The sequence below is a fragment of the Streptomyces sp. NPDC031426 genome, from assembly GCF_055581585.1.
Genome location: NZ_JBVIJE010000012.1, coordinates 110,760 through 135,259 on the forward strand (window position 1 = coordinate 110,760; position 24,500 = coordinate 135,259).

Annotated in this window: 20 protein-coding genes; 15 read left to right on the forward strand and 5 right to left on the reverse strand. The window is 70.9% G+C overall.

Going from position 1 to position 24,500, the window contains the following annotated elements:
• Nucleotides 1–130: 130 nt before the first annotated feature.
• The 3 genes from ACZ5NH_RS25470 to ACZ5NH_RS25480 form a co-directional block, all read right to left on the reverse strand.
• The gene (locus ACZ5NH_RS25470; protein ID WP_468778325.1) at nt 131–2,587 is read right to left on the reverse strand and encodes an ATP-binding SpoIIE family protein phosphatase; all 2,457 of its coding nucleotides are present in this window, start codon (nt 2,585–2,587) and stop codon (nt 131–133) included.
• 166 nt (nt 2,588–2,753) lie between these two features.
• The gene (locus ACZ5NH_RS25475; protein ID WP_468778326.1) at nt 2,754–5,150 is read right to left on the reverse strand and encodes an MFS transporter; all 2,397 of its coding nucleotides are present in this window, start codon (nt 5,148–5,150) and stop codon (nt 2,754–2,756) included.
• Nucleotides 5,151–5,302: 152 nt separating this feature from the next.
• Nucleotides 5,303–5,746 (reverse strand): SRPBCC family protein, encoded by a 444-nt coding sequence (locus ACZ5NH_RS25480; RefSeq protein WP_153545860.1) that lies wholly within the window; start codon nt 5,744–5,746, stop codon nt 5,303–5,305.
• Between the two features lie 159 nt (nt 5,747–5,905).
• Between ACZ5NH_RS25480 and ACZ5NH_RS25485 the strand changes: the two genes are divergently transcribed.
• From ACZ5NH_RS25485 to ACZ5NH_RS25505, 5 genes are all read left to right on the forward strand, one after another.
• On the forward strand, nt 5,906–6,946 hold the full coding sequence (locus tag ACZ5NH_RS25485; RefSeq protein WP_468778327.1) for an Rv2578c family radical SAM protein: 1,041 nt from the start codon (nt 5,906–5,908) through the stop codon (nt 6,944–6,946).
• A 172-nt stretch (nt 6,947–7,118) separates the two neighbouring features.
• Nucleotides 7,119–8,672, forward strand: a complete 1,554-nt coding sequence (locus tag ACZ5NH_RS25490; protein ID WP_468778329.1) for an alpha/beta hydrolase — start codon at nt 7,119–7,121, stop codon at nt 8,670–8,672.
• A gap of 73 nt (nt 8,673–8,745) precedes the next feature.
• Nucleotides 8,746–9,180: a RidA family protein gene (locus tag ACZ5NH_RS25495; protein ID WP_388633736.1), complete on the forward strand. Its 435-nt coding sequence runs from the start codon at nt 8,746–8,748 to the stop codon at nt 9,178–9,180.
• A 23-nt stretch (nt 9,181–9,203) separates the two neighbouring features.
• Nucleotides 9,204–9,374 carry a hypothetical protein gene (locus tag ACZ5NH_RS25500; RefSeq protein ID WP_468778330.1) on the forward strand — a complete coding sequence of 57 codons (171 nt, stop codon included), beginning with the start codon at nt 9,204–9,206 and terminating at the stop codon, nt 9,372–9,374.
• Nucleotides 9,359–9,883 (forward strand): GNAT family N-acetyltransferase, encoded by a 525-nt coding sequence (locus tag ACZ5NH_RS25505; protein WP_468778332.1) that lies wholly within the window; start codon nt 9,359–9,361, stop codon nt 9,881–9,883. Before ACZ5NH_RS25500 ends, ACZ5NH_RS25505 begins: the two co-directional genes overlap by 16 nt.
• A 7-nt stretch (nt 9,884–9,890) precedes the next feature.
• Here the strand turns inward: ACZ5NH_RS25505 and ACZ5NH_RS25510 are convergent, their stop codons facing one another.
• Nucleotides 9,891–10,475 (reverse strand): adenylosuccinate lyase, encoded by a 585-nt coding sequence (locus ACZ5NH_RS25510; protein ID WP_468778333.1) that lies wholly within the window; start codon nt 10,473–10,475, stop codon nt 9,891–9,893.
• A 392-nt stretch (nt 10,476–10,867) separates the two neighbouring features.
• Between ACZ5NH_RS25510 and ACZ5NH_RS25515 the strand changes: the two genes are divergently transcribed.
• The 9 genes from ACZ5NH_RS25515 (at nt 10,868) to pssA (ending at nt 21,841) form a co-directional block, all read left to right on the forward strand.
• Nucleotides 10,868–12,673: a 3-hydroxyacyl-CoA dehydrogenase family protein gene (locus tag ACZ5NH_RS25515; RefSeq protein WP_388633726.1), complete on the forward strand. Its 1,806-nt coding sequence runs from the start codon at nt 10,868–10,870 to the stop codon at nt 12,671–12,673.
• Between the two features lie 154 nt (nt 12,674–12,827).
• The gene (locus tag ACZ5NH_RS25520; RefSeq protein ID WP_388633723.1) at nt 12,828–13,646 is read left to right on the forward strand and encodes a TetR family transcriptional regulator; all 819 of its coding nucleotides are present in this window, start codon (nt 12,828–12,830) and stop codon (nt 13,644–13,646) included.
• A gap of 455 nt (nt 13,647–14,101) precedes the next feature.
• Nucleotides 14,102–15,439, forward strand: a complete 1,338-nt coding sequence (gene ccrA / locus ACZ5NH_RS25525) for a crotonyl-CoA carboxylase/reductase (protein WP_468778457.1) — start codon at nt 14,102–14,104, stop codon at nt 15,437–15,439.
• A 9-nt stretch (nt 15,440–15,448) separates the two neighbouring features.
• The gene (locus tag ACZ5NH_RS25530) at nt 15,449–17,476 is read left to right on the forward strand and encodes a protein meaA (protein ID WP_468778335.1); all 2,028 of its coding nucleotides are present in this window, start codon (nt 15,449–15,451) and stop codon (nt 17,474–17,476) included.
• Nucleotides 17,473–18,438 carry an HpcH/HpaI aldolase/citrate lyase family protein gene (locus tag ACZ5NH_RS25535; RefSeq protein WP_388633718.1) on the forward strand — a complete coding sequence of 322 codons (966 nt, stop codon included), beginning with the start codon at nt 17,473–17,475 and terminating at the stop codon, nt 18,436–18,438. The genes ACZ5NH_RS25530 and ACZ5NH_RS25535 overlap by 4 nt, the downstream gene beginning before the upstream one ends.
• 15 nt (nt 18,439–18,453) lie before the next feature.
• Nucleotides 18,454–18,966, forward strand: a complete 513-nt coding sequence (locus tag ACZ5NH_RS25540) for a MaoC family dehydratase (protein WP_019757884.1) — start codon at nt 18,454–18,456, stop codon at nt 18,964–18,966.
• Nucleotides 18,966–20,171, forward strand: coding sequence for an acyl-CoA dehydrogenase family protein (locus ACZ5NH_RS25545; RefSeq protein ID WP_451551513.1), 1,206 nt, complete (start codon nt 18,966–18,968; stop codon nt 20,169–20,171). Before ACZ5NH_RS25540 ends, ACZ5NH_RS25545 begins: the two co-directional genes overlap by 1 nt.
• Before the next feature lie 169 nt (nt 20,172–20,340).
• Nucleotides 20,341–20,997 (forward strand): phosphatidylserine decarboxylase, encoded by a 657-nt coding sequence (locus ACZ5NH_RS25550; protein WP_468778338.1) that lies wholly within the window; start codon nt 20,341–20,343, stop codon nt 20,995–20,997.
• 22 nt (nt 20,998–21,019) lie between these two features.
• Complete coding sequence (pssA, locus tag ACZ5NH_RS25555; RefSeq protein ID WP_468778458.1) at nt 21,020–21,841, forward strand: CDP-diacylglycerol--serine O-phosphatidyltransferase; 822 nt, start codon at nt 21,020–21,022, stop codon at nt 21,839–21,841.
• Nucleotides 21,842–22,092: 251 nt separating this feature from the next.
• Here the strand turns inward: pssA and ACZ5NH_RS25560 are convergent, their stop codons facing one another.
• Nucleotides 22,093–23,229 (reverse strand): glycerate kinase, encoded by a 1,137-nt coding sequence (locus ACZ5NH_RS25560; protein WP_468778339.1) that lies wholly within the window; start codon nt 23,227–23,229, stop codon nt 22,093–22,095.
• 165 nt (nt 23,230–23,394) lie between these two features.
• On the opposite strand from ACZ5NH_RS25560, the gene ACZ5NH_RS25565 reads away from it, so the two are divergent.
• Nucleotides 23,395–24,480, forward strand: coding sequence for an ADP-ribosylglycohydrolase family protein (locus ACZ5NH_RS25565; protein WP_468778341.1), 1,086 nt, complete (start codon nt 23,395–23,397; stop codon nt 24,478–24,480).
• The last annotated feature ends 20 nt before the right edge of the window (nt 24,481–24,500 follow it).

Here is a 24,500-nt window from a genome sequence, read left to right on the forward strand (position 1 = left end):
CCACGGTTCGGTTCCGTGATCGGGATATCGCGAGGGCCTGGAACGGGGCAAGGGGCAGGAGGCCACCTTCACCGGATGTACGGCCCCGGACAACCTGCAGGGGGCCCGCCGGCAGAGTGCCCGTCCCTTGTCAGCCCCGTCCGGTGAGAGCCTGTTCGAACCACACGGTCTTGCGGTGCCCGCTGCCGCTGGCGCCCCACTCCCGGGCCAGCCGGCTGACCACGCGCAGACCGCGGCCCGACTCGTCGTACGGCTCGGCGGCGAGCATCTCGGGCAGCCCGGGTTCGTCGTCGGTGACCTCGAACAGCAGGGCGCCGGTGCGGACCACGCGCAGCCCGACCGGCTCGCTCACGGCATGCCGTACGGCATTGGTGACGACCTCGCTGACCAGCAATTCGGCGGTCTCCACGGCCTGCGGCAGGCCCCAGGCGAGGAGCCGCTCGCGGACCAGGCGACGGGCCCGGGCGACCTCCCGCGGGTCGGCGTCCAGCCGCCATTCGGCGACGTGGTCTTCGGGGATGCCGTTCAGCCGGGCCATCAGCAGGGCGACGTCGTCCTTGCGGCCGCCGCGCGTGTTCAGGGCGCGGATGATGGTGTCGCAGGCGTCGTCCATGGAGGCCGCGGGATGTGCGGCGGACTCGCAGAGCGCGGCGAGTCCCTCGCCGATGTCGCAGCCGCGCACCTCGACCAGTCCGTCCGTGCACAGCACCAGCCGGTCGCCGGGCGAGACCTTGACCCGGGTGGCCTCGAAGGGCACGCCACCGACGCCTATGGGGGCGCCGGTGGGCAGGTCGAGGAGTTCGCTGGAGCCGTCCTCGGCGCGGACCAGCACGGGCGGGATGTGTCCGGCGTTGGCGAGGTGGAGTTCGCCGCGGATCGGGTCGTAGACGGCGTACAGGCAGGTGGCCAGGTAGCTGTCGCCGAGTCGGCGGGCCAGGTCGTCGAGATTGCGCAGCAGCTGGGCGGGCGGGGTCTCCATGGTGGCCATGGTCTGCACGGCGGTGCGCAACTGACCCATCATCGCCGCCGAGTTGAGGCCGTGGCCCATGACGTCGCCGACCACGAGGGCGGTGCGCGAGCCGGGCAGTTTGATGGTGTCGAACCAGTCGCCGCCGATGCGCCCGAGCCGGGTGCCCGGCAGATAGCGGGTGGCGATGTCGCAGCCGGCCATCCGCGGGGTGACCTGCGGGAGCATGCTGTCCTGCAGGGTGTCGGCGACGTTCTCCTGGTAGGTGTACATACGGGCGTTGTCCAGCACGAGGCCCGCGCGGGCGGCGAGTTCGGCGCCGGTGGTGCGGTCCATGTCGTCGAAGGCCGGGCGGTCCGGGCGGCGCATCAGCACCATGAAGCCCAGCACGACGTTACGGGCCTTGAGCGGCACGATCAGCAGGGAGCGCCCGCCGATGAGAGGCCTGAGGTCCCGCTTCTCGAACTCGCCGGCGATGCGCTCGCTCAGCTCCTCGGTGACCCTGGGGACGAGGACCGGCTCGCCGGTGACCATGCACTTGTAGAACGGGGTGTGTTCGGGGAAGGCGAAGGCCTCGCCGACGGGCACGGTGTCGTCCCAGCGGCCCGGTTCGTCGTTGTGCTCGACCCACACCCGGAACATCACGGTCTGCGCGTCCGGCGGGCCGTCCGGGAAGCCCTCGCCCGCGAGGACGGCCGCGCGCAGATGGGTGCCGGCGAAGTCCGCGAACCGGGGTACGGCGGCGCTGGTGACCTCGCGGATGGTCTCGCCGAGGTCGAGGGAGGTGCCGATGGCGGAGCTGACCTCGTTGAGGAACTCCAGCCGCTCGCGCACGGCGGCGTACTCCAGGTCCTGCTCGGCGCCCTGCGGGACCACGACGGCCGACGTGGTCCGCTGCCGGGGCACGACGGCCTCAGTGCGCTCGCGTCCGGGACGGCGGGGCACGCCCCAGTACGGAGTGACCGGCACCCGGTCGAACTGGCTGAACTCCAGGACCGGATAGCCCAGTTCCAGCATCTGGGAGACGATTCGGCCGCTCAGGCCCGGGCCCATGTTGGGCAGGATCTCGGGCAGCCGGCGTTCGAGTTCGTCGGAGGCGGGCAGCTCTGTGTGGCGGGCGAAACCGGGCGAGATCCGTTCGGCGGTCTCGTCGTCGTAGCCGCGTTCGTCGCGCAGCCGGGTGGCGTCGGCGGCGAGCACCAGCAGCCGGGACGGGCCCGGGCCGACCAGCGGATAGGCCCACCACAGCACGTCGAGGCGCTCGCCGTCGCGGGCCGGCTCGTGCGGGAAGAGCCGGGCCCGGCCGGCGGTGGCGTAGGCAGTGTGCCCACCGAGGGAGGTCTCCAGGTCGGGGCCGAGCCCGTCGTACTCCTCGTGGGCGTCCGGCGGCGCGTCGCCGTGCAGGTCCTCGGGGAGGGCACCCGCGACGGGCAGCAGATCGGCGGCGGCGCGCCCGACGGCTTCCTCCCTGCCGACGCCGAACAGGCGTCGCGCGCCGCTGCTCCAGTGGGACACCATGCCGTCGCGGTCGACGACGACCACGGCCAGCGGAATCCGACCCGCCGCCGCATCGCCGGCGCCGCGCCCGGGAGGTGTGTCCCGCTCGCTGCCACGGTCCATGGCCCAGACCCTCTCTCCCCACGGCTGTCCGCAAACGATCTGTGCCGCCCGCCACTACGGTACGGCGGCGGCCGGTCGCGATGTGTGGCAATCCTGGAATTGGTTTCACCGGATCGCACCGGCGCGCAGCTCAGCGCCCTGCGGGCGTCCCGCCCCGCGCCCTCGCTCAGTCCTCGTGTCCCAACTGCAGGTCCCGCTCGGTACGGCCGCCGCCCGCGACCTGCAGCACGGTGGCGACCGGCGGGTAACCGGCGGCGATGACGGTGTACTCGCCGGAGGAGAGGTCGACGAACCGGAACGTTCCGTCCGCCCCGGTCGTGAGGGTGTCGACCACGTTCCCGGCGGCGTCGAGCAGCGTCACGCGCGCGTCCTCCACGGGCCGGCCGCCGCTCGCCCGGACCGTGCCCTTCAGCACGGCGCCGCCCGCGAGTTCGACGTCCTGCCGGGTCTCCCGGGCGGCCTGCACGGTGACCGGGAGCGCGGCCGGGCGGAAGGCGGGGGCGCTGGCGGCGAGGGTGTACTCGCCGGCGACCAGCTCGGTGATGACATAGCCGCCCTCGCGGCCGCTGCGGGTGGCGGCGACGACCTCGCCGCGCACGTTGGTGAGGGTGACGGTGGCGTCGCGCACGGGGCTGCCGTCGGCGGTGAGCACGCTGCCCGCGAGGCGTCCGGCGCCGCCGAGGACGACGTCGAGTTCGACGGGCCGTTCGCCGACGGTGACGGAGACGGCCTGCGGCTGGTGGCCGCCGGCGGCGGCGATCAGCACGTACGACCCGGAGCCGGGCGTGCTGAGCGCGTACCGTCCGTCCTCGCCGCTCGCGCCGCGCCCGATCTGCTGCCCGGCGACGTCGATGAGAGTGAGCGCCGCGCGGGGCACTACGGTGCCGTCGGGGTGCTGGACCGTGCCGCAGACGGGGATTCCGGCGGCGTAGGGCGAACGGGCCTGCGGGATCGGGGTGTTCATGGTCTCGGGTTCGGTTTCGGCGGTGGGCTGGGACACCAGGGGTTTCTCCTTGAGGAAGAAGGCGATGAGCAGGCCGAGGGCGAGCACCGGGACGAGGTAGAGGAAGATCCGGGGCATCGCGTCGGCGTAGGCGCGGATGTAGGCGTCGCGCAGCGCCGGGGGCAGCGCGTGGACGAGCTGCGGGGTGATGGACTCGGGGTCGGGCAGCGCCGCGCCCACGCGCGGGGGCAGCTCCTTGTGCAGGGAGGAGGTGAGCCGGTTGGCGAAGAGGGTGCCGAAGACCGCCGCGCCGACGCTGCCGCCGATCTGCCGGAAGTAGTTGTTGGCGCTGGTGGCGGTGCCGAGGTCGGCGGGACGGACCGAGTTCTGCACGGCGAGGACGAGGACGGGCATCACCATGCCGATGCCGGCGCCGAGGACGGCCATCCAGATGCTGTAGTGGAGCCGGGGCGTGTCCGCTTCGAGGCGGGACAGCAGCCACATGCCGGCGGCGGAGACGGCTCCGCCGAGCACGGGGAAGATCTTGTAGCGGCCGGTGTGGCTGATGAGCTGCCCGCCGATGATGGAGGCGCCGACGATCCCGGCCATCATGGGCAGCATCAGCAGCCCGGACTCGGTGGCGCTGGCCCCGTCGACCATCTGCAGGAAGGTCGGCAGATAGCTGGCGGCGCCGAACAGGGCGACGCCGATCACGAGGCCCACCAGGCCGCTGATGTTGAAGACCGAGTCGCGGAACAGCCTGAGCGGGATGAGGGGTTCGGCGGCGAACCGCTCCGCGACGAGGAAGAGGACGACGGAGGCGAACGCGCCGGCGCCGAGGGCGAGGATCTGCCGGGACCCCCAGGCGTACTCGGTGCCGCCCCAGCTGGTCAGCAGGACCAGACAGGTGGAGGCGGCGGCGAGCAGCAGCGCACCGAGGACGTCGAGGCGGCCGCGGCTCACCGGCCTGGGGAGTTTCAGGACGACGGTGACGACGGCGAGGGTGACCAGTCCGAAGGGCACGTTGACGTAGAAGCACCAGCGCCAGGAGAGGTGGTCGGTGAAGTAGCCGCCGAGCAGGGGTCCGGCCACGGAGGCGAGCCCGAAGGCGGCGCCGATCAGACCCATGTAACGGCCGCGCTGCCGGGGCGGCACGACGTCGGCGATGATCGCCTGCACACCGATCATGAGCCCGCCCGCGCCGACGCCCTGGACCGCGCGGAAGGCGATCAGCTGGTCCATGGACTGCGCCCGGCCGGCGAGCGCGGAGCCGAGGACGAAGACGGCGATGGCGAACTGGAAGACGCCCTTGCGGCCGAAGAGGTCACCGAGCTTGCCGTACAGCGGCAGGCCGATGGTGGAGGTGAGCAGATAGGCGGTGATCGCCCAGGACATCCGGTCCAGGCCGTGCAGTTCGCCGACGATCCTGGGCAGAGCGGTCGCGACGATCATCTGGTCGAGCGCCGCGAGCAGCAGGGCGAGCATCAGCCCGAAGAACACCAACCGCACACGCTGTGCGCCGAGTTCGGCGGCCGGTGCGGGGGCCTGCGGCGCGGCGGCGGTCACTTTCCGGGCCGGTGTCACCACCGGCTCCTGCTCCACGAGTGTCGTGCCGCCCACGTACCGCTCCCCTCGTCACACCTGTCACAAATCCCGCGTCAAGCGTCAACTGTGAACAACTGCGGTGAGTTACGACATCGTTCCGGAGGTGGGGGAGATCCACCCGAACCGGTGAAGGGGCACAACACCCCTTCACCGCTGGAGCCTTGGCCCTACTTCTCGACCTCGGCGGCGAGCCTGGCGAGCACGGCGTCGTAGATCCGGCCGAGGCCCTTGGGCGCGAACGTCTTCTCGAAGAAGCCGCCGATGCCGCCGGCGCCCTTCCATGTGGTGGTGACGACGACCCGGGACTTCCCCTCGCCGGCGGGGGTGACGCGCCAGGTGGTGACCATGGAGGAGTTGCGGTCCTTCTCGACCAGCTCGCCGTCGGTGGGCTCGCTGACCTCCAGGAGGCAGTCGCGCACCCGCTTGCTGGTGGCCTGCAGCTTCCAGTGGACGAGGGTGCCCTCGCCGTCGCCGCCCTCGCGGACCTCGTACTCGCTGAAGTGCTCGGGCAGCAGCTTCTGCCGCGTGCCGCGGTAGTCGGCGAGGGCGTCGAACACCTTCTCCGCGTCCGCCGCGACGACCCGCTCCGTAGTGGCCTCGACCTGCGCCATTGCGTTCCTCCACGACCTGGTTTCTCGGGGTTGGGGAAAGCCAACCACCCCGGTGCCCGGCCACCAAATCGGGGGGTGCCGTCAAGGCTTCTCACCAGGGGCCGCACGATCATGGGAACACATGTTCTATTGTGTGCGCAGTGCTAGCGAGGAGGCGTCATGCGCTGGGAGAACCTCACGGACGAGGGCCAACACGGCCGGGCCGAGACCGCGCTGTTCGGCGCCGACGCCGTCACGACCCGCACCTTCGACCTGCCCGAGTTCCGCGGGATCACCTTCCACGAGGTCCGCGCGCGCTCCGTGCTCAACCGGGTGCCGGGCGCCTCGCGCATGCCGTTCGAGTGGACCGTCAACCCGTACCGGGGCTGCACGCACGCGTGCGTCTACTGTTTCGCGAGGAAGACGCACAGCTATCTGGACCTCGACACCGGCATCGGCTTCGACACCCAGATCGTCGTCAAGGTGAACGCGCCCGAGGTGCTGCGCCGCCAGCTCGCCTCCCGCCGCTGGCAGGGCGATCACGTGGCGATGGGCACGAACGTCGACTGCTACCAGCGCGCCGAGGGCCGCTACCGCCTGATGCCGGGCATCATCTCCGCCCTGACCGAACACGCCAACCCGTTCTCGATCCTCACCAAGGGCACCCTGATCCTGCGCGACCTGGACCTGCTGGTGCGCGCGGCCGAGGTGACGGACATCGGCATCTCGGTCTCCGTCGGCTTCCTCGACGCCGAGCTGTGGCGCACGGTGGAGCCGGGCACGCCCGCGCCGGAGCGCCGCCTGGACGTCGTGCGCACCCTGGGCGAACACGGCATCGGCTGCGGGGTGCTGATGGCGCCGGTCATCCCGTTCCTGAGCGACCATCCGGACCGGCTGCGAGCCACGGTACGGGCGATCGCGGCGGCCGGGGCCACCTCCGTCACCCCGTTGGTGCTGCATCTGCGGCCCGGCGCCCGGGAGTGGTTCATGGCGTGGCTCGCGCAGCACCATCCGTATCTGGTGCGGCGCTACGAGCGGCTGTACGCGGAGGGCGCCTACGCGCCCAAGTGGTACCAGCGCCGGATCACCCGTCAGGTGCACGAGCTGGCGCAGGAGTACGGCATCGGGCCAAGCCGTCCGGGCCTGGCCCGCCGGATCCGCCCGGAGCAGCCGGCCGAGCCCGCGGCCGTGGCCGAACCGACCCAGCTCACCCTCATGTGAGGGCTCACCGGGGGGCGTTGCCCACCCTGGTGTGAGAACGTTCGACGGCATCGGTCGACCCAATCGGGTCATCTCTGCCCATAACGTGTTCTTCTGCGCGCCGATTCCGGGACGATACGGCGGAAGATGTGGACCTTCGCAGTCCGCCGACACCGCCGTCCCGGGAGGACGCATGAGAACACGCGCAGCCGTGCTGTGCGCGGCCGCCGCCGTGCTGGCGGGGTCGGTCACCGCCGTTCCCGCGCACGCCGCCCCCTCGGCACACCTCAGCTGGAAGGAGTGCGGCACCGGCAAATATCCGACACTCCAGTGCGCGTCCTTGAAGGTGCCGTTGGACCATGCGAACCCGTCCGGCCGGCAGATCACGCTCGCCCTTTCGCGCGTCCCGCACACCGCGCAGACCTCCCAGGGACCGCTGCTGGTCAACCCCGGCGGGCCCGGCGGCAGCGGACTGACCCTCGCCGGCTTCGTCGCCTCGGCCCTCCCCCGGAGCGTGGCCGCGCAGTACGACATCGTCGGCTTCGACCCGCGCGGGGTGGGCCGCAGCAGCCCGGCCCTGAACTGCGCGCCGGGCCACTTCAGGCCGGTGCGCCCGGACACCGTGCCCACCACGGCCGAGCTGGAGCGGACCAACCTCGCACGCGCCGGATCCTTTGCCGCCGCCTGCGGTCGCAAGTACGCCGACGTGCTGCCGTACATCGACACCGTCAGCGCCGCACGCGACATGGACTCCATCCGCCGGGCGCTCGGCGCGCCGAGGATCAGCTACTTCGGCTACTCCTACGGCACCTACCTCGGCGCGGTCTACGCGAGGCTGTACCCGGAGCGGGTCCGCCGCCTGGTGCTGGACTCGGTCGTCGACCCGGTCGGCGTCTGGTACGAGGACAACCTCGCCCAGGACTACGCGTTCAACGACCGCCATCGCGCGCTGATGGCCTGGATCGCCCGGTACGACTCCACGTACCACCTAGGCAAGGATCCCGAGAAGGTCGAGGCCGAGTGGTACGCGATGCGGGCGGCCCTGGCGAAGAAGCCGGCCGGCGGCAAGGTGGGCGCCTCCGAGTTGGAGGACACCTTCATCCCCGGCGGCTACTTCGACGGTTACTGGCCCTACCTCGCCAGGGCGTTCGCGGCGTACACGCGCGCGAAGAACACCGGGCCGCTGGTGGAGGCCTACCAGAACTTCGCGGCCGTGGGCGGCTCGGGGGAGAACGGCTACAGCGTCTACTCGGCGGTGCAGTGCCATGACGCCCCCTGGCCGGACAGCTGGAACCGGTGGCGCGCGGAGACCTGGGACGTGTACGGCAAGGCGCCCTTCATGGCCTGGAACAACGCCTGGTACAACGCGCCGTGCGCGTTCTGGCCGACCGCGCGGCGCACGCGGCTGAACATCGCCAACGCCGAGCTGCCGCCGGTACTGCTGTTCCAGGCGACGGACGACGCGGCCACGCCGTATCCCGGCGGTGTCACGGTCCACCAGTTGCTCGCCCGGTCCAGCCTGGTGGTCGAGGAAGGCGGCGGCAACCACGGCATCACGCTGAGCGGCAACGCCTGCCTGGACAAGTACCTGGCCGCGTATCTGACGAACGGCCAGGTGCCGCGCGGCGCGGGTGTCGCCGACGCGGTCTGCGCGAAGTCGCCCGACCCGAAACCCCTGGCGGCGAAGGCGGCGTCGACGTCGTCAGGCGGCTCGGCACTGCACGGCCTGCTGGGCTTCCGACGGTAGGGACGGCCCCCGCCGGCCGGGCGAGTCCGCGACCGGTCGGGGCGTTGTCAGTGGCGTGCGCCACCATGGAGCCATGACCGAACCGACCCGCATCACCGCCCCCGACGGCGTGGCCCCCGCGACCCAGTACAGCCATGTCGTCTCGGCGACCGGCCGCTTCGTCGCCGTCTCCGGCCAGCTCGCCCTGGACGAGCACGGCAAGCTGGTCGGCGAGGGCGACCCCGCGGCCCAGGCCCGCCAGGTCTTCGAGAACCTCAGGCGCTGTCTGACCGCGGCGGGCGCCGGCTTCGAGCACGTGGTGAAACTGACCTACTTCATCACGGACACGGCCCACCTCCCGGCCATCCGCGCGGCCCGCGCCGCCCACATACCCGACGATCGCCTCCCGGCGTCCTCCGCGGTCCAGGTGGCCGGGCTGGTGGCACCGGAGTTCCTGATGGAGATCGAGGCGCTGGCAGTGGTGGGCGACCGGCCGGGGCGGGCCGACGGACCGGGCCAGGGCTCCTAGCCGGGCAGGGGCCGCACTGTCAGGTGGCAGTCCTCGACGATCCGGCCGGGACGGTTCCGGCCGCGCCCCACCTGGAGACCCGCACCGGGCACATCACCGCGCACCTGAGCCGTCTGGCGGAGCTGTGCCGTCGCGACGCCCCGGTCCGGCCGGTCGGCCGCCGCATTAGGGTGCGGGCATGGATGATCAGCTGACTTCGGTACGCCCCATGAGCCTCGCCGACTGCGACCGCGTCTCCGAGATCCGCATCCACGGCTGGCAGCACGCCTATGAGGGGATCATGCCGCAGTCGTACCTCGACGGGCTCAGCATCGCGGCGGACGCCGAGCGGCGGCGGGCGTGGTTGGCGCAGGGGGACGGCTCGGTGGTGAACCTGGTCGCCGAGCGGGCGGGCAAGGTCCTCGGCTGGGCGGCGTACGGGCCGTACCGGGACGGTGAAGTGCGCACCGCCGACGCCGAGTTGTACGCGATCTACGTCGATCCGGCGCACCTCGGCGCGGGTGTCGGCCGGGCCCTGCTCGCCGAGGCGGTCGAGCGGTGCTCGTCGTACCCGCGCATGTATTTGTGGGTCGTGCGGGAGAACCCCTCGGCCCGCCGTTTCTACGAGCGCGCCGGGTTCCGGCCGGACGGTGCCGAGGAGCCCTTCGAGGCGGGCGGCGTGTCGGTGCCCGAGGTGCGGTACGTCAGAGAACTGTCCGGCTGACGGGATGTCATCCGGCCTCGTCCTGCTGCGGGATGAGGGCCAGTGCCCGCACCGCCGCCTCCGCGAGGGCCGGATGGGCAAGGGCCTCCTTCAGGACGCGGCGGGCGCGGGGGTCGCCGAGGGTGCCGAGGCCGTCCACGCAGGCGAGGGCGACGCGGTGGTAGGGGTCGTGCGGGCGCAGGCGGCGTTCCAGGGTGGTGATCAGGGCGGGCACGGACTCCGGGGCGCGCAGGTCGGTCAGCAGCCGTACCGGGTGCAGGGCGTAGGCGACGCGGAGTTCGTTGGTGGCGAGGGCCGCCGCGGCGCGGGCGGTGCGGGGGTCGCCCAGGCGGGCGAGGGCATGGGCGGCGGAGGCGCAGCGCGGGGGGTCACGGTGGTTGAGGAGGAGCACCAGTGACTCGAAGGCGCGCCGGTCGCCGGCGCGGCCGAGCCGGAACGCAGCCAGTTCCCTGGCCCACAGCGGCTGTCCGGGGGCGGTGAGCACCTCCGCGAGTTCGTCGTGGTCCTCGGTGGTCAGCAGCCGGTCGAACGCCGCCGAACCGTGGGACTCCTGCCGTAAGCGCTCCGTGAGCGATCGCAACTCTTCGTCCACGAAGTCCAGCGTAGGCGGGTCGCGGGGCGTGGGGGAGCTACATCACAAAGTCGGGCCGGACTCAGATCTGGCGTGCTCGTTACTCACGGGTTAAGCTCAGACGAGCGAGTTACCCACTCGCGCTTCCGCTGACGACGGTTTGGTGACGCAGCCGTTGTGAGCGTTGTCGGTTCGGTACGACGTACCGCAGTACGACCCGGCTCCGGGACAGGGCCGGTCGGATTCGCCGCCGTTTGCCGTTCACGGGCGTGTGCAGCGCCCGTGGCATCCGGCAGCACCGGGCGTGTGCGCTCAGCAGCCCGGCAACACCCGCATCCCTTTCCGCTCCGCGGTGCGCCCCTCGGCGCACCCGGCGCGCTCCTCGTCGTCACCCTCATTCCTGGAGTCCCGCGATGGCCACTCCCCTTTCCGACTCAAGCCTGTCCCCGCTCAAGACGATCGCCGTCGTCGGCCTCGGCACCATGGGCACCGGCATCACCGAGGTCCTCGCCAAGGCGGGCCGCGAGGTGATCGGCATCGACATCAGCGAGGCCCAGGCGGCGAAGTGCGTCGCCGCCCTGGAGGCCCGCACCGCCGGCTGCGTGGATCGCGGCCGGCTCACCGAGCAGGAGCGCGCCGACGCCCTGGCCCGGGTGCGCACCGCCACCGACCTCGCGGCGGCGGCCGACGCCGACCTCGTCATCGAGGTGGTCCCGGAGTCGTACGAGGTCAAGCACCAGATCTTCCGTGAGCTGGACGGCATCGTCCGCCCGGAGACGATCCTCGCGACCGGCACCAACGCCCTGTCCGTCACCCGCCTCGCCGCCGACTCGGCCCGCCCCGAGCGGGTGCTCGGCCTGCACTTCTTCAACCCGGCGCCGGCCATGAAGCTGGTCGAGATCGTCTCCTCGGTGCTGACCGCGCCGGGCGCCGTCGCCGCCGTCACCGACCTCGCGATCGAGCTGGGCAAGGAGCCGGTCGCGGTCGGCGACCGCCCCGGCTTCGTCGCCGACGGCCTGCTCTTCGGCTACCTCAACCAGGCCGCCGCGATGTACGAGGCCCGCTACGCCTCCCGCGAGGACATCGACGCGGCGATGCGGCTGGGCTGCGGCCTGCCGATGGGCCCGCTCGCGCTGCTGGACCTGATCGGCATCGACACGGCGCGCACGGTCCTGGAGGCCATGTACGCCGAGTCCCGCGACCGGCTGCACGCCCCGGCCCCGATCCTGAAGCAGCTCAGCGAGGCGGGCCTGACCGGCCGCAAGTCCGGGCGCGGCTTCTACACCTACGAGGCTCCGGGCAGCGCCACGGTCGTGCCGGACGCGCTGACCCCGGCGGCGGACGCCGCGACCGCTCAGGGGCGGGAGGTCCGCTCCGTCGGCGTCGCCGGCTCCGGCACCATGGCCTCCGGCATCGCCGAGGTGTTCGCCAAGGCGGGCTACGACGTCGTGCTGGCCGCCCGCAGCGAGGAGAAGGCCCAGGCCGCCAGGGCCCGGATCGGCAAGTCGCTTTCGCGCTCTGTCGACAAGGGCCGGCTGACCGCCGAGGCCGCCGCGCAGATCCTGGACCGGATCACCCCGGCCGGGTCCTACGACTCCTTCGCCGAGGTGGACCTGGCCGTCGAGGCGATCGCCGAGGACCTGGAGGTCAAGCGGCAGCTGTTCGCCGCGCTAGACAAGGTCTGCAAGCCCGGCGCGGTCCTCGCCACCACCACCTCCTCGCTGCCCGTCGTGGCCTGCGCCCGCGCCACCTCGCGCCCGCAGGACGTGATCGGCATGCACTTCTTCAACCCGGCGCCGGCGATGAAGCTGGTCGAGGTCGTGCGGACCGTGCTGACCGCCGACGACGTCCACGCGACCGTCCGGGAGGTCTGCGCGAAGATCAAGAAGCACGCGGTGGACTGCGGCGACCGGGCCGGCTTCATCGTGAACGCGCTGCTGTTCCCGTACCTGAACAACGCGATCAAGATGGTCGAGGAGCACTACGCGTCCCTGGACGACATCGACGCGGCGATGAAGCTCGGCGGCGGCTACCCGATGGGCCCGTTCGAGCTGCTGGACGTGGTCGGCCTGGACGTCTCGCTGGCCATCGAGAAGGTCCTGCACCGCGAGTTCCGCGACCCGGGCCTGGCCCCGGCCCCGCTGCTGGAGCACCTGGTGGCCGCGGGCTGCCTCGGCCGCAAGACGGGCCGCGGCTTCCGCGAGTATGCCCGCCGCTGACGGCGCAGGCGACTGGTCGCGCGCGGAGACGGACTGGGGCGGACTGCTCGACCCGGTGGACGCTCCCCCGCCCTCCTGGGGCGGGGGCGGCTCCCAGGGCGGGGGAAACCCCTCACCCGCGCACCGAACTGCGCACATGCAGTACGTTCGGGTCATGTCCCAGCCCGCCAAGTCCTCACGTACACCAGCTACGCCCGACGCGCCGGAAAGTGCCGCAGGCAGTCGCGCCGCCGCCCAGCGGCTCAAGATGCGCCGAGAACTGGCGGCCGCAGCCATGGAGCTGTTCGCGACCAAGGGGTACGAGGCGACCACCGTCGACGAGATCGCGGCCGCCGCCGGGGTCGCCCGCCGCACCTTCTTCCGCCACTTCCGCTCCAAGGAAGAGGCGATCTTCCCGGACCACGACGACACCCTGATCCGCGCCGAGGCGGTGCTCAACGCCGCCCCCGCGCACGAGCACCCGCTCGACACCGTGTGTCGTGGCATCAAGGAAGTCATGAGGATGTACGCGGCGGCCCCGGAGATCTCGGTCGCCCGCTACAAGCTCACCCGCGAGGTGCCCACCCTCAGGGAGGCCGAGATCGCCTCGGTGGCCCGCTACGAGCGCCTGTTCACCCGCTATCTCCTGGGCCACTTCGACGAGCACGCGCACGCCGACGACGCCAACGACGACCCGCTGCTGGCCGAGGTGGCCGCCTCCGCCGTCGTCACCGCCCACAACCACGTCCTGCGGCGCTGGCTGCGGGCGGGCGGCCAGGGCGACGTGGAGGCGCAGCTCGACCACGCCTTCGCGATCGTCCGCAAGACCTTCGGCACCGGCATCGGCGCCGGGCGCGGCTCGGCCCCCAAGCCGGCCACCACCGCCCCGGCGACGGCCTCCACGCACGGCGAGGTGCTCGTCACGGTCGCCCGTACCGACGCGCCGCTGGACGAGGTCATGCGGACCATCGAGGAAGCGCTGAAGGAGCGCTGAGCGAGGCTCGGACGGCGCGCCGAGCCCACTCCCCCGCTGTGACGACGGCCACCCGACCGGGTGGCCGTTTTGCCATGTCAGGGCCCGTTTTCGAGGAGATTTCAGGCCCCGTTCGATCGATCATCGCTCATTTGTTACGTAAAGATTTCACCTGAGCCCAACTTCTGGCACTCAGTGCCTTGCAGCCTGACACGCGGTGTCATACGTTGAAGATGTCCGGGCGGCCGGCGAGCAGAGACCGTTCGCTCGCCGGCTGTCCCCAAAGGCCTACGGCCCGCGCGCCCGGACGCCTGCGTCACAGGCAACCTCCTGCGCCACAAAGCGCTGCCGAAGTACCACCGAGCCGAACCGACGGCACCTTTCCCAAACCCTCAGCAGCACTCCCAGCAGCAGCACCGACGACCCTTCAGCGCCCCTCCCTCAGGGCGCTCACCGCCGGAGGCAACACCGTGACCGTGAAGGACATCCTGGACGCGATCCAGTCGAAGGACGCCACGTCCGCCGACTTCGCCGCCCTGCCGCTCCCCGAGTCGTACCGCGCGATCACCGTGCACAAGGACGAGACGGAGATGTTCGCGGGCCTGGAGACCCGCGACAAGGACCCCCGCAAGTCGATCCACCTGGACGACGTTCCCGTGCCCGAGCTGGGCCCGGGCGAGGCCCTGGTGGCCGTCATGGCCTCCTCGGTCAACTACAACTCGGTGTGGACCTCGATCTTCGAACCGCTGTCCACGTTCGGGTTCCTGGAGCGCTACGGCCGCACCAACGAGCTGGCCAAGCGCCACGACCTGCCGTACCACATCATCGGCTCCGACCTCGCGGGCGTGGTCCTGCGCACCGGCCCGGGCGTCAACGCCTGGAAGCCCGGTGACGAGGTCGTCGCCCACTGTCTGTCCGTCGAGCTGGAGTCCTCCGACGGCCACAACGACACCATGCTCGACCCCGAGCAGCGCATCTGGGGCTTCGAGACCAACTTCGGCGGCCTCGCCGAGATCGCGCTGGTCAAGTCCAACCAGCTGATGCCGAAGCCGGCGCACCTCAGCTGGGAGGAGGCCGCGGCCCCCGGCCTGGTCAACTCCACCGCCTACCGCCAGCTGGTCTCCCGCAACGGCGCCCAGATGAAGCAGGGCGACAACGTCCTGATCTGGGGTGCGAGCGGCGGCCTCGGCTCCTACGCGACCCAGTTCGCGCTCGCCGGCGGCGCCACCCCGATCTGCGTGGTCTCCAGCGAGCAGAAGGCCGAGATCTGCCGGAAGATGGGCGCCGAGCTGATCATCGACCGCAGCGCCGAGGACTACAAGTTCTGGAAGGACGAGCACACCCAGGACCCGAAGGAGTGGAAGCGCTTCGGCAAGCGCATCCGTGAGCTGACCGGCGGCGAGGACGTCGACATCGTCTTCGAACACCCCGGCCGCGAGACCTTCGGCGCCTCCGTCTACGTCACCCGCAAGGGCGGCACGATCGTCACCTGCGCCTCGACCTCCGGGTACAACCACGAGTACGACAACCGCTACCTGTGGATGTCCCTGAAGCGGATCATCGGCTCCCACTTCGCCAACTACCGCGAGGCCTGGGAGGCCAACCGGCTCATCGCGAAGGGCAAGATCCACCCGACCCTGTCGAAGGTCTACTCCCTGGAGGACACCGGCCAGGCCGCGTACGACGTCCACCGCAACCTGCACCAGGGCAAGGTCGGCGTGCTCTGTCTCGCCCCCGAGGAAGGCCTCGGCGTGCGCGACGAGGAGATGCGCGCCCGGCACATCGACGCCATCAACCGCTTCCGGAACGTCTGAGGGCCATAGATGACAGAGCGCCAGAAGGACCGTCCGTGGCTCATGCGGACGTACGCCGGCCACTCCACGGCCGAGGCGTCCAACGAGCTGTACCGGCGCAACCTGGCCAAGGGCCAGACCGGTCTGTCGGTGGCCTTCGACCTGCCGACGCAGACCGGCTACGACCCCGACCACATCCTCGCCCGCGGCGAGGTCGGCCGGGTGGGCGTGCCCGTCGCGCACCTCGGTGACATGCGCCGGCTGTTCCAGGACATCCCCCTGGAGCAGATGAACACCTCGATGACGATCAACGCCACCGCCATGTGGCTGCTGGCGCTCTACCAGGTCGTCGCCGAGGAGCAGGGCGCGGACATCACCAAGCTCCAGGGCACGACCCAGAACGACATCGTCAAGGAGTACCTGTCCCGCGGGACGCACGTCTTCCCGCCGGGGCCCTCGCTCCGCCTGACGACGGACATGATCGCGTACACGGTCTCCCACATCCCGAAGTGGAACCCGATCAACATCTGCAGCTACCACCTGCAGGAGGCCGGGGCCACGCCGGTGCAGGAGATCGCGTACGCGATGTCCACCGCGATCGCCGTCCTCGACGCCGTGCGCGACTCCGGCCAGGTGCCGCAGGAGCGCATGGGGGACGTGGTCGCCCGCATCTCCTTCTTCGTGAACGCGGGCGTCCGCTTCATCGAGGAGATGTGCAAGATGCGGGCGTTCGGCCGCATCTGGGACAAGGTCACCCGTGAGCGGTACGGCATCGAGGACCCCAAGCAGCGCCGGTTCCGCTACGGCGTCCAGGTCAACTCCCTCGGCCTGACGGAGGCTCAGCCGGAGAACAACGTTCAGCGGATCGTGCTGGAGATGCTGGCCGTGACCCTCTCCAAGGACGCACGCGCGCGTGCCGTTCAGCTGCCCGCCTGGAACGAGGCCCTCGGCCTGCCCCGCCCCTGGGACCAGCAGTGGTCGCTGCGCATCCAGCAGGTGCTGGCCTACGAGAGCGACCTGCTGGAGTACGAGGACATCTTCGAGGGCTCGAAGGTGATCGAGGCGAAGGTGAACCAGCTGGTCGCGGACTCCCTCGCGGAGATCGACCGCATCCAGGAGATGGGCGGCGCGATGGCCGCCGTGGAGTCCGGTTATCTGAAGTCCCAGCTGGTCTCCTCGCACGCCGAGCGCCGGGCCCGGATCGAGTCCGGCCAGGAGAAGATCGTCGGCGTCAACGCCTTCGAGGGCACCGAGCCCAACCCGCTCACGGCCGACCTGGACACCGCGATCATGACGGTCGACCCGGCGGTCGAGGCCCGGGTCATCGCCGGGCTCCAGAACTGGCGCGACACCCGCTACCAGCCGCCCTTCAACCACCCGCGCCCGTGCAAGGCGCTGGAGCGGCTGAAGGAGGCCGCCAAGGGCACGGACAACCTGATGGAGGCCACGCTGGAGTGCGCCCGCGCCGGGGTCACGACCGGCGAGTGGGCGGGCGCGCTGCGCGAGGTGTTCGGCGAGTACCGGGCGCCCACCGGGGTCTCCTCCGCGCCGGTGGCGGTCGCCGCCGAGCCCGGCTCCGCGCTCGCCGAGGTCCGCGCCAAGGTGGATGCCACCGCCCGCGACCTGGGCGTCGGCAAGCTGCGCTTCCTGGTCGGCAAGCCGGGCCTGGACGGGCACTCCAACGGCGCCGAGCAGATCGCCGTACGCGCGCGTGACGCCGGCTTCGAGGTGGTCTACCAGGGCATCCGGCTCACCCCCGAACAGATCGTGGACGCGGCCCTCGCCGAGGACGTGCACGCGGTGGGCCTGTCGATCCTGTCCGGCTCGCACGCCCAGCTGGTGCCGGACGTACTCCAGCGGCTGCGTGTGGCCGGTGCCACAGATATACCGGTGATCGCCGGTGGCATCATCCCGAATGGTGACGCCGAGCAGCTCAGGGCCGCCGGTGTCGCCGCGGTGTTCACCCCGAAGGACTTCGACATCACCGGAATCATCGGCCGCATCGTCGACGAGATCCGCAAAGCGAACAAGCTCGACCCCCTGGAGGTCCCCGCATGACCACGCCTGTCAACCGCCTTCGCCCGCGGCGCTCCTGCCTGGCCGTGCCGGGCTCGAACCCGCGCTTCCTGGAGAAGGCGCAGGGCCTCCCGGCGGACCAGGTCTTCCTCGACCTGGAGGACGCCTGCGCGCCGCTCGCCAAGCCCGAGGCGCGGCACACCATCGTCAAGTTCCTCAACGAGGGTGACTGGACGGGCAAGACGCGCGTCGTGCGCGTGAACGACTGGACGACCGAGTGGACGTACCGGGACGTCGTCACGGTCGTCGAGGGCGCCGGCCAGAACCTCGACTGCATCATGCTGCCGAAGGTCCAGAACGCCGAGCAGATCGTGGCCCTGGACCTCCTGCTGACGCAGATCGAGAAGACGATGGGCTTCGAGGTCGGCAAGATCGGCATCGAGGCGCAGATCGAGAACGCGCAGGGCCTGAACAACGTCAACGCGATCGCGCAGGCCTCGCCGCGCGTCGAGACCATCATCTTCGGCCCGGCCGACTTCATGGCGTCCATCAACATGAAGTCCCTCGTCGTGGGCGAGCAGCCGCCCGGCTACCCGGCGGACGCCTACCACTACATCCTGATGAAGATCCTGATGGCCGCCCGCGCCAACAACCTCCAGGCGATCGACGGCCCCTACCTGCAGATCCGCAACATCGACGGCTACCGCGAGGTCGCGCAGCGCGCCGCCGCGCTCGGCTTCGACGGCAAGTGGGTGCTGCACCCGGGCCAGGTCGAGGCGTCCAACGAGATCTTCTCGCCGTCCCAGGAGGACTACGACCACGCCGAGCTGATCCTGGACGCGTACGACTACTACACGTCCGAGGCGGGCGGCAAGAAGGGCTCCGCGATGCTCGGCGACGAGATGATCGACGAAGCCAGCCGCAAGATGGCCCTGGTCATCTCCGGCAAGGGCCGGGCCGCCGGCATGCAGCGCACGTCGAAGTTCGAGATTCCCGCCGGCTAAGGAGCCCTGAGCACGATGCAGTTCGGACGCACCTACGAGGAGTTCGAGGTCGGGGCGACGTACAAGCACTGGCCGGGCAAGACGGTCACGGAGTACGACGACCACCTGTTCTGTCTCCTCACCATGAACCACCACCCGCTCCACATGGACACGAACTATGCGGAGAAGACGACGGACTTCGGCAAGAACGTCGTCGTCGGCAACTACATCTACTCCCTGCTGCTCGGCATGTCCGTGCCGGACATCTCCGGCAAGGCGATCGCCAACCTGGAGATCGAGTCGCTCAAGCACGTGGCGCCGACCTTCCACGGCGACACGATCTACGGCGAGACGACCGTGCTGGACAAATGGCCGTCGAAGTCGAAGAACGACCGCGGGATCGTCTACGTCGAGACCAAGGGCTACAAGCAGGACGGCACGCTCGTGTGCGTATTCCGCCGCAAGGTGATGGTGCCGACCGAGACGTACATCAAGGAGCGCGGCGGCGAGCAGCCGGGCCGCCCGGAGCTGAAGCAGCAGGAGAAGTAATGGCCCGTCTCGCCCAGACCGCCGGTCTGACCGACGTCCAGCAGGAGATCCTCTCCACCGTGCGGGACTTTGTCGACAAGGAGATCATTCCTGTCGCGACCGAGCTGGAGCACCGCGACGAGTACCCGCAGCAGATCGTGGACGGCCTGAAGGAACTCGGCCTGTTCGGTCTGATGATCCCCGAGGAGTACGGGGGTCTGGGCGAGTCGCTCCTGACCTACGCCCTGTGCGTGGAGGAGATCGCCCGCGGCTGGATGTCGGTGTCCGGCATCATCAACACCCACTTCATCGTCGCGTACATGCTCAAGCAGCACGGCACGCAGGAGCAGAAGGACCACTTCCTGCCGAGGATGGCGGCCGGCGACATCCGGGGCGCCTTCTCCATGTCGGAGCCGGGCCTGGGCTCCGATGTGTCGGCGATCACGTCGAAGGCGGTCAAGGACGGCGACGAGTACGTCCTGAACGGCCAGAAGATGTGGCTGACGAACGGCGGCACGTCCTCCCTCGTGGCCGTCCTCGTCCGGAGTGACGAAGGACACCCCGAGGGCACCCCGCCCCACAAGTCGATGACGACCTTCCTGGTCGAGAAGGAGCCGGGCTTCGGCGAGGTCCGCCCGGGGCTGACGATCCCCGGCAAGATCGACAAGATGGGCTACAAGGGCGTCGACACCACCGAGCTGATCATGGACGGCCTGCGGGTACCGGCCGATCGGGTGCTCGGCGGCGTCACCGGCCGAGGTTTTTACCAAATGATGGACGGCGTCGAGGTCGGCCGGGTCAACGTGGCGGCGCGTGGCTGTGGCGTCGCCCAGCGCGCCTTCGAACTCGGCATCCAGTACGCCCAGCAGCGGCACACCTTCGGCAAGCCGATCGCCCAGCACCAGGCCATCCAGTTCAAGCTGGCGGAGATGGCCACCAAGGTCGAGGCCGCCCATGCGATGATGGTCAGCGCGGCCCGCAAAAAGGACTCCGGCCAGCGAAACGACCTTGAGGCCGGGATGGCGAAGTACCTGGCCTCGGAGTACTGCAAGGAGGTCGTGGAGGACGCCTTCCGCATCCACGGCGGCTACGGCTTCTCCAAGGAGTACGAGATCGAGCGCCTCTACCGGGAGGCTCCGATGCTGCTCATCGGTGAAGGTACCGCCGAGATCCAGAAAATGATCATCGGCCGCAGGCTGCTCGAAGAGTATCGACTCCAGGGCTGATTGTCCGTATACGGGGTGTTTTCTTCGAGAAGAAGATCACACCCCGTAGGTGTAGTTCGGCCGTCGACTCGGCAGCCTGGCTTGCCCAGTTGTGGCCCGCGACCGGTACGATCCCGGGAAAGCCGCCGTCCCCCGTCTTGCGCGGCATCATCCGCTACGAAGGTCATCCATGCCCCACAGCCAAACCTCTGCACCTCGCGACAGCCGAGCCGGCGTACGCCTCGCGCGCGGAGCATCGCCGTGGCTTCTCCCGACCGTCGCCACCGCAGCACTCAGCCTGGCCCGCGCCCGCCGCTCCGGCGCGGCCAAGGCCGTGGCCGTGCCCGCCACCGCGCTCGCCGCGGGCATGCTGTGGTTCTTCCGCGACCCCGAGCGCGAGATCGGCTCCGGCCGGGTGATCTCGCCCGCCGACGGTGTGGTGCAGAGCATCATGCCGTGGAAGGACGGGCGCACCCGCGTCGCGATCTTCATGAGCCCGCTGAACGTCCACGTCAACCGCGCGCCCCTCGCGGGCACGGTGACATCCGTCGAGCACATCCCCGGCGGCTTTGTTCCGGCCTTCAACAAGGAGAGCGAGAACAACGAGCGCGTAGTCTGGCATTTGGACACCGAACTCGGCGACATCGAGATGATCCAGATCGCCGGCGCGGTGGCCCGCCGCATCGTGCCCTACATCCCCGCGGGCACGAAGGTCGAGCAGGGCGACCGTATCGGTCTGATCCGCTTCGGCTCGCGTGTCGACCTCTACCTGCCCGAGGGCGTGGAGGTCGCGGTCGAGGTCGGCCAGAAGACCGTGGCTGGGGTGACTCGCATTGACCGTGATTGATCCGGAGACCCAGGCCGGCTGGGTGCCCGAGGCCGACGAGGTGGACGACGAGGAGGAGATGCCCCTCTCTCTCCGTCTGTCGATAGCGGACACCCTCACCCTGGGCAACGCCACGTGCGGGTTCATGGCGGTGTACTTCACCACCACCGGCATCCTGATCCCGCACCTGACCGGGAACGACGAGTCCGCGGGCATGGCGCGGCACAGCGCCGCCACGGCCGTCATCCTGATGCTCTGCGCGGCCGTCTTCGACCTGTTCGACGGGCTGGTGGCCCGCAAGCTGCGCTCGTCGCCGATGGGCGCGGAGCTGGACAACCTCTCCGACCTGATCAGCTTCGGGCTCGCGCCCGCGTACTTCGTCCTCGTCTACGGCATGGTCGCGGACGACGCACACCAGAGAATGGCGGCGCTGGGGGCAATCGTGGTGCTCCTGGCGGTCGTCCTCCGGCTGGCGCGCTTCTCCTGCGTGACCATGAAGGACGGCATGTTCCAGGGCATGCCCAGCCCCTTCGGGGCGCTGACGGTGGTCTCCATCGTCCTGCTGGAGCTGCCCTTCGTGGCGACGCTGCTGGCGATTCTCGGTACGGCGTGGCTGATGGTGAGCCGGGTGGAGTACCCGAAGCCCAGGGGCCGCCTGGCGGGGGCCATGCTCGGATGGATCGTCCTGTCGATGGGCCTGCTGGCGGCCTGGGCCTTCGACGCGCCCAGCGGGCAGCTGCTGCTCCAGACGGGCTGCGCGCTCCAGCTGGTCATGGGCGCGGTGATTCCGTTGTTCGCCACGGCTCGGCGGGTGAACAACTTCCGCGACAACCGGCGCGAGGCGCGGGCGGCGCAGTTGCCGTAGCGGCGCTTTGGCAGGGGCCCCGGACCAGGAAACGGTTCGGGGCCCCTCGCTTGTGTGGCCCAGCCCACTTGGGGGCTCCGCCCCAGCCCCCCGGCTTGTCCACCCGGCCACCCGACTCGGTTGGCCGAGAGTGAAGCGACAAGACCACGTCCGCCCCGGAACAGTGGCTCTCCAGCCGACCGAGACGGGTGGCCGGGTGGGCGGGTGAGCGGGTGGGAAACGGGGGTCTGGGGGCGGAGCGCCCAGGGGCCTCAGCCCAGGTGGTCCTCGGCGATCCGCATGGCGACCCGCTCGAGAATCGGCCCCGCGTCCGCGATGCACCTGGCCACGTCCGGCTCGACGGAGGTCAACGGGTACGCCCTCTCGATCCCCGCCCGCAGCAACGCCTCCGGCGACAGAGCGAGCCGTCCGCACACAGCCACCACGGTCCTTCCCGCGGAGCGAGCCGCGGCAGCAACCCCCGCCGGCGCCTTCCCGTGCAGCGTCTGCTCGTCCAGCGAGCCCTCACCGGTGATCACCAGCGAGGCCCGCTGCAGCGCGGGCGCGAAGCCCAGGACGTCCAGCATGACCTCGATCCCGGGCCGGAAACGGGCGCCGAGGAGCAGCGCGCCGTACCCGATGCCGCCCGCCGCGCCCGCGCCCGGCGACGCCGCGTACTCCGCGGCCCGCGGCCCGACCTCGGCCTCCAGCACCTTGGCGAAGTGGACGAGGGCCGCGTCCAGGGTCTCCACGTCGTCCGGGGAGGCACCCTTCTGCGGGCCGTACACCGCCGGCGCGCCCTTCGGCCCGGTCAGCGGATTGTCGACGTCGCTCGCCAGCACCAGCTCCACCGACGACAGCCGCGGGTCCAGGCCGGACAGATCGGTGCGGGCGAGCTCCGCCAGCCCGCCGCCGCCCGCCGCCACCGGCTCGCCGTCCTCGTTCAGGAAGCGCGCGCCCAGCGCGGACAGCATGCCCGCGCCGCCGTCCGTCGTGGCGCTGCCGCCGACACCGAACACGATCGTCCGCGCGCCCGCGTCCAGCGCGGCCCGCAGCAGCTCGCCGGAGCCGTACGTGGAGGCGGTCAGGGGCGCGAAGACCCCGGCCGGGAGGCGCTGGAGGCCGCTCGCCTCGGCCATCTCCACGACCGCGGTCCCATCGCGCAGCGCGAACGCGGCGGTCACCTCCTGGCCCAGCGGGCCGGCGACCCGTACCTCTCGGCGCTCGAAACCGGCCGCGACCGCCGCGTCCACCGTCCCGTCGCCGCCGTCGGCCACGGGCAGCGCCTCGATGCGAAGATCCGGCACGACCCGGCGCAACCCGGCCGTCACCCGCTCGGCGACCTGCACGGCCGTCAGCGAGCCCTTGAACTTGTCCGCGGCGATGAGCACCCGACGGGTCTCGTTCACTGCAGCGTCCGCCACCTTGCTTTCCCCTTGCTCTCCGGGCCCCGCGCACGTCAGGGCCAGTCGCGCCGCTGCGACCTTAACCGGAGGAGTCCTCCCTCGTCATGCCCCGACCGAAGGCTGGGAAGCGGCTGGGAGGACCCTGGGCAAAACGGGTAGACCCCAGCCATGACCACCCAGCGCCCGCAGCCCGCCGGCCTGCCCGCCGTGGCCGACCGCATCCACGGCGGCTGGCTCGGCCGGATCGCGGGCAACATGCTCGGCAAGCCGGTGGAGCAGGGCGAGGTGTGGACCCGCGAGCGCATCGACCGCTATCTGCGCACCGCCGAGGCGCTGCCGCTCACCGACTACCTGCCCGAACCCGCCGACCCGGCCGAGACCGCCGTACTGCGCCCGGAGTGGCGGGACTGCGTGCGCGGCCGGATCCACGGCAGTGTGCGCGACGACGACGTCGACTACGCGATCCTCGGCCTGCACCTGCTGGAGACGTACGGCTTCGGCTTCAGCACCGAGCAGGTCGGCGACCTGTGGCTGCTGCGGCTGCCGTATCTGCAGACCTTCACCGCGGAACGGGCCGCGTACCGCAATCTCGCCAACGGGCTGAAGCCACCGCTGACGGCGACGTACGACAACCCGTACCAGGAGTGGATCGGCGCGCTGATCCGCGCCGACGTCCACGGCTGGACCCATCCCGGCGACCCCGTGGCCGCCGCCGGGCTCGCGCGCCGGGACGCGGTGCTCTCGCACACCGGGAACGGCGTGTACGGCGCCATGTGGGCGGCCGCGCTGATCGCCGCCGCCTTCACCGCCCCCACGGTGCGGGACGTACTCGACACGGCGCTCGGCGTGATCCCGGCGAGCAGCAGGCTCGCCCGTACCGTACGGCGGGTCATGACCCTGCACGAGTCACGGCTGCCCTGGGAGGAGACCCTGGCCACGCTGGCCGCGGAGACCGCCGGGCTGGGCTGGATCCACACCGTCCCGAACGCCGCCGTCCTCACCGCCGGACTGCTGTACGGCGACGGCGACTTCACCCGGACCATCGCCCTGACCGTGCGCGGCGGCCTGGACACCGACTCCAACGGGGCTACGGCGGGCTCGGTGGCCGGGGTCCTCACCGGCGCGGACGCGATCCCGGCCCAGTGGAGGGACCCGCTTCAGGACACGGTACGGAGCGCGGTGTTCGGCTTCGACTCCGTACGGATCAGTGCGCTGGCGGAACGCACCCTGCGCCTGGCGACGGCGGCCCGGTAGCCCCTCCGCGCCTGGTTACC

Bases quoted from the DNA above. Each gene is read 5' to 3' on its own strand.
- ACZ5NH_RS25545 (WP_451551513.1), top strand. From the start codon at position 18,966: ATGGCCCGTCTCGCCCAGACCGCCGGTCTGACCGACGTCCAGCAGGAG.
- ACZ5NH_RS25470 (WP_468778325.1), bottom strand. From the start codon at position 2,587: ATGGACCGTGGCAGCGAGCGGGACACACCTCCCGGGCGCGGCGCCGGC.
- ACZ5NH_RS25535 (WP_388633718.1), top strand. From the start codon at position 17,473: ATGACCACGCCTGTCAACCGCCTTCGCCCGCGGCGCTCCTGCCTGGCC.
- ACZ5NH_RS25480 (WP_153545860.1), bottom strand. From the start codon at position 5,746: ATGGCGCAGGTCGAGGCCACTACGGAGCGGGTCGTCGCGGCGGACGCG.
- ACZ5NH_RS25530 (WP_468778335.1), top strand. From the start codon at position 15,449: ATGACAGAGCGCCAGAAGGACCGTCCGTGGCTCATGCGGACGTACGCC.
- ACZ5NH_RS25490 (WP_468778329.1), top strand. From the start codon at position 7,119: ATGAGAACACGCGCAGCCGTGCTGTGCGCGGCCGCCGCCGTGCTGGCG.
- ACZ5NH_RS25485 (WP_468778327.1), top strand. From the start codon at position 5,906: ATGCGCTGGGAGAACCTCACGGACGAGGGCCAACACGGCCGGGCCGAG.
- ACZ5NH_RS25505 (WP_468778332.1), top strand. From the start codon at position 9,359: ATGGATGATCAGCTGACTTCGGTACGCCCCATGAGCCTCGCCGACTGC.
- ACZ5NH_RS25515 (WP_388633726.1), top strand. From the start codon at position 10,868: ATGGCCACTCCCCTTTCCGACTCAAGCCTGTCCCCGCTCAAGACGATC.
- ACZ5NH_RS25565 (WP_468778341.1), top strand. From the start codon at position 23,395: ATGACCACCCAGCGCCCGCAGCCCGCCGGCCTGCCCGCCGTGGCCGAC.
- ACZ5NH_RS25540 (WP_019757884.1), top strand. From the start codon at position 18,454: ATGCAGTTCGGACGCACCTACGAGGAGTTCGAGGTCGGGGCGACGTAC.
- ACZ5NH_RS25550 (WP_468778338.1), top strand. From the start codon at position 20,341: ATGCCCCACAGCCAAACCTCTGCACCTCGCGACAGCCGAGCCGGCGTA.
- ACZ5NH_RS25520 (WP_388633723.1), top strand. From the start codon at position 12,828: ATGTCCCAGCCCGCCAAGTCCTCACGTACACCAGCTACGCCCGACGCG.
- ACZ5NH_RS25495 (WP_388633736.1), top strand. From the start codon at position 8,746: ATGACCGAACCGACCCGCATCACCGCCCCCGACGGCGTGGCCCCCGCG.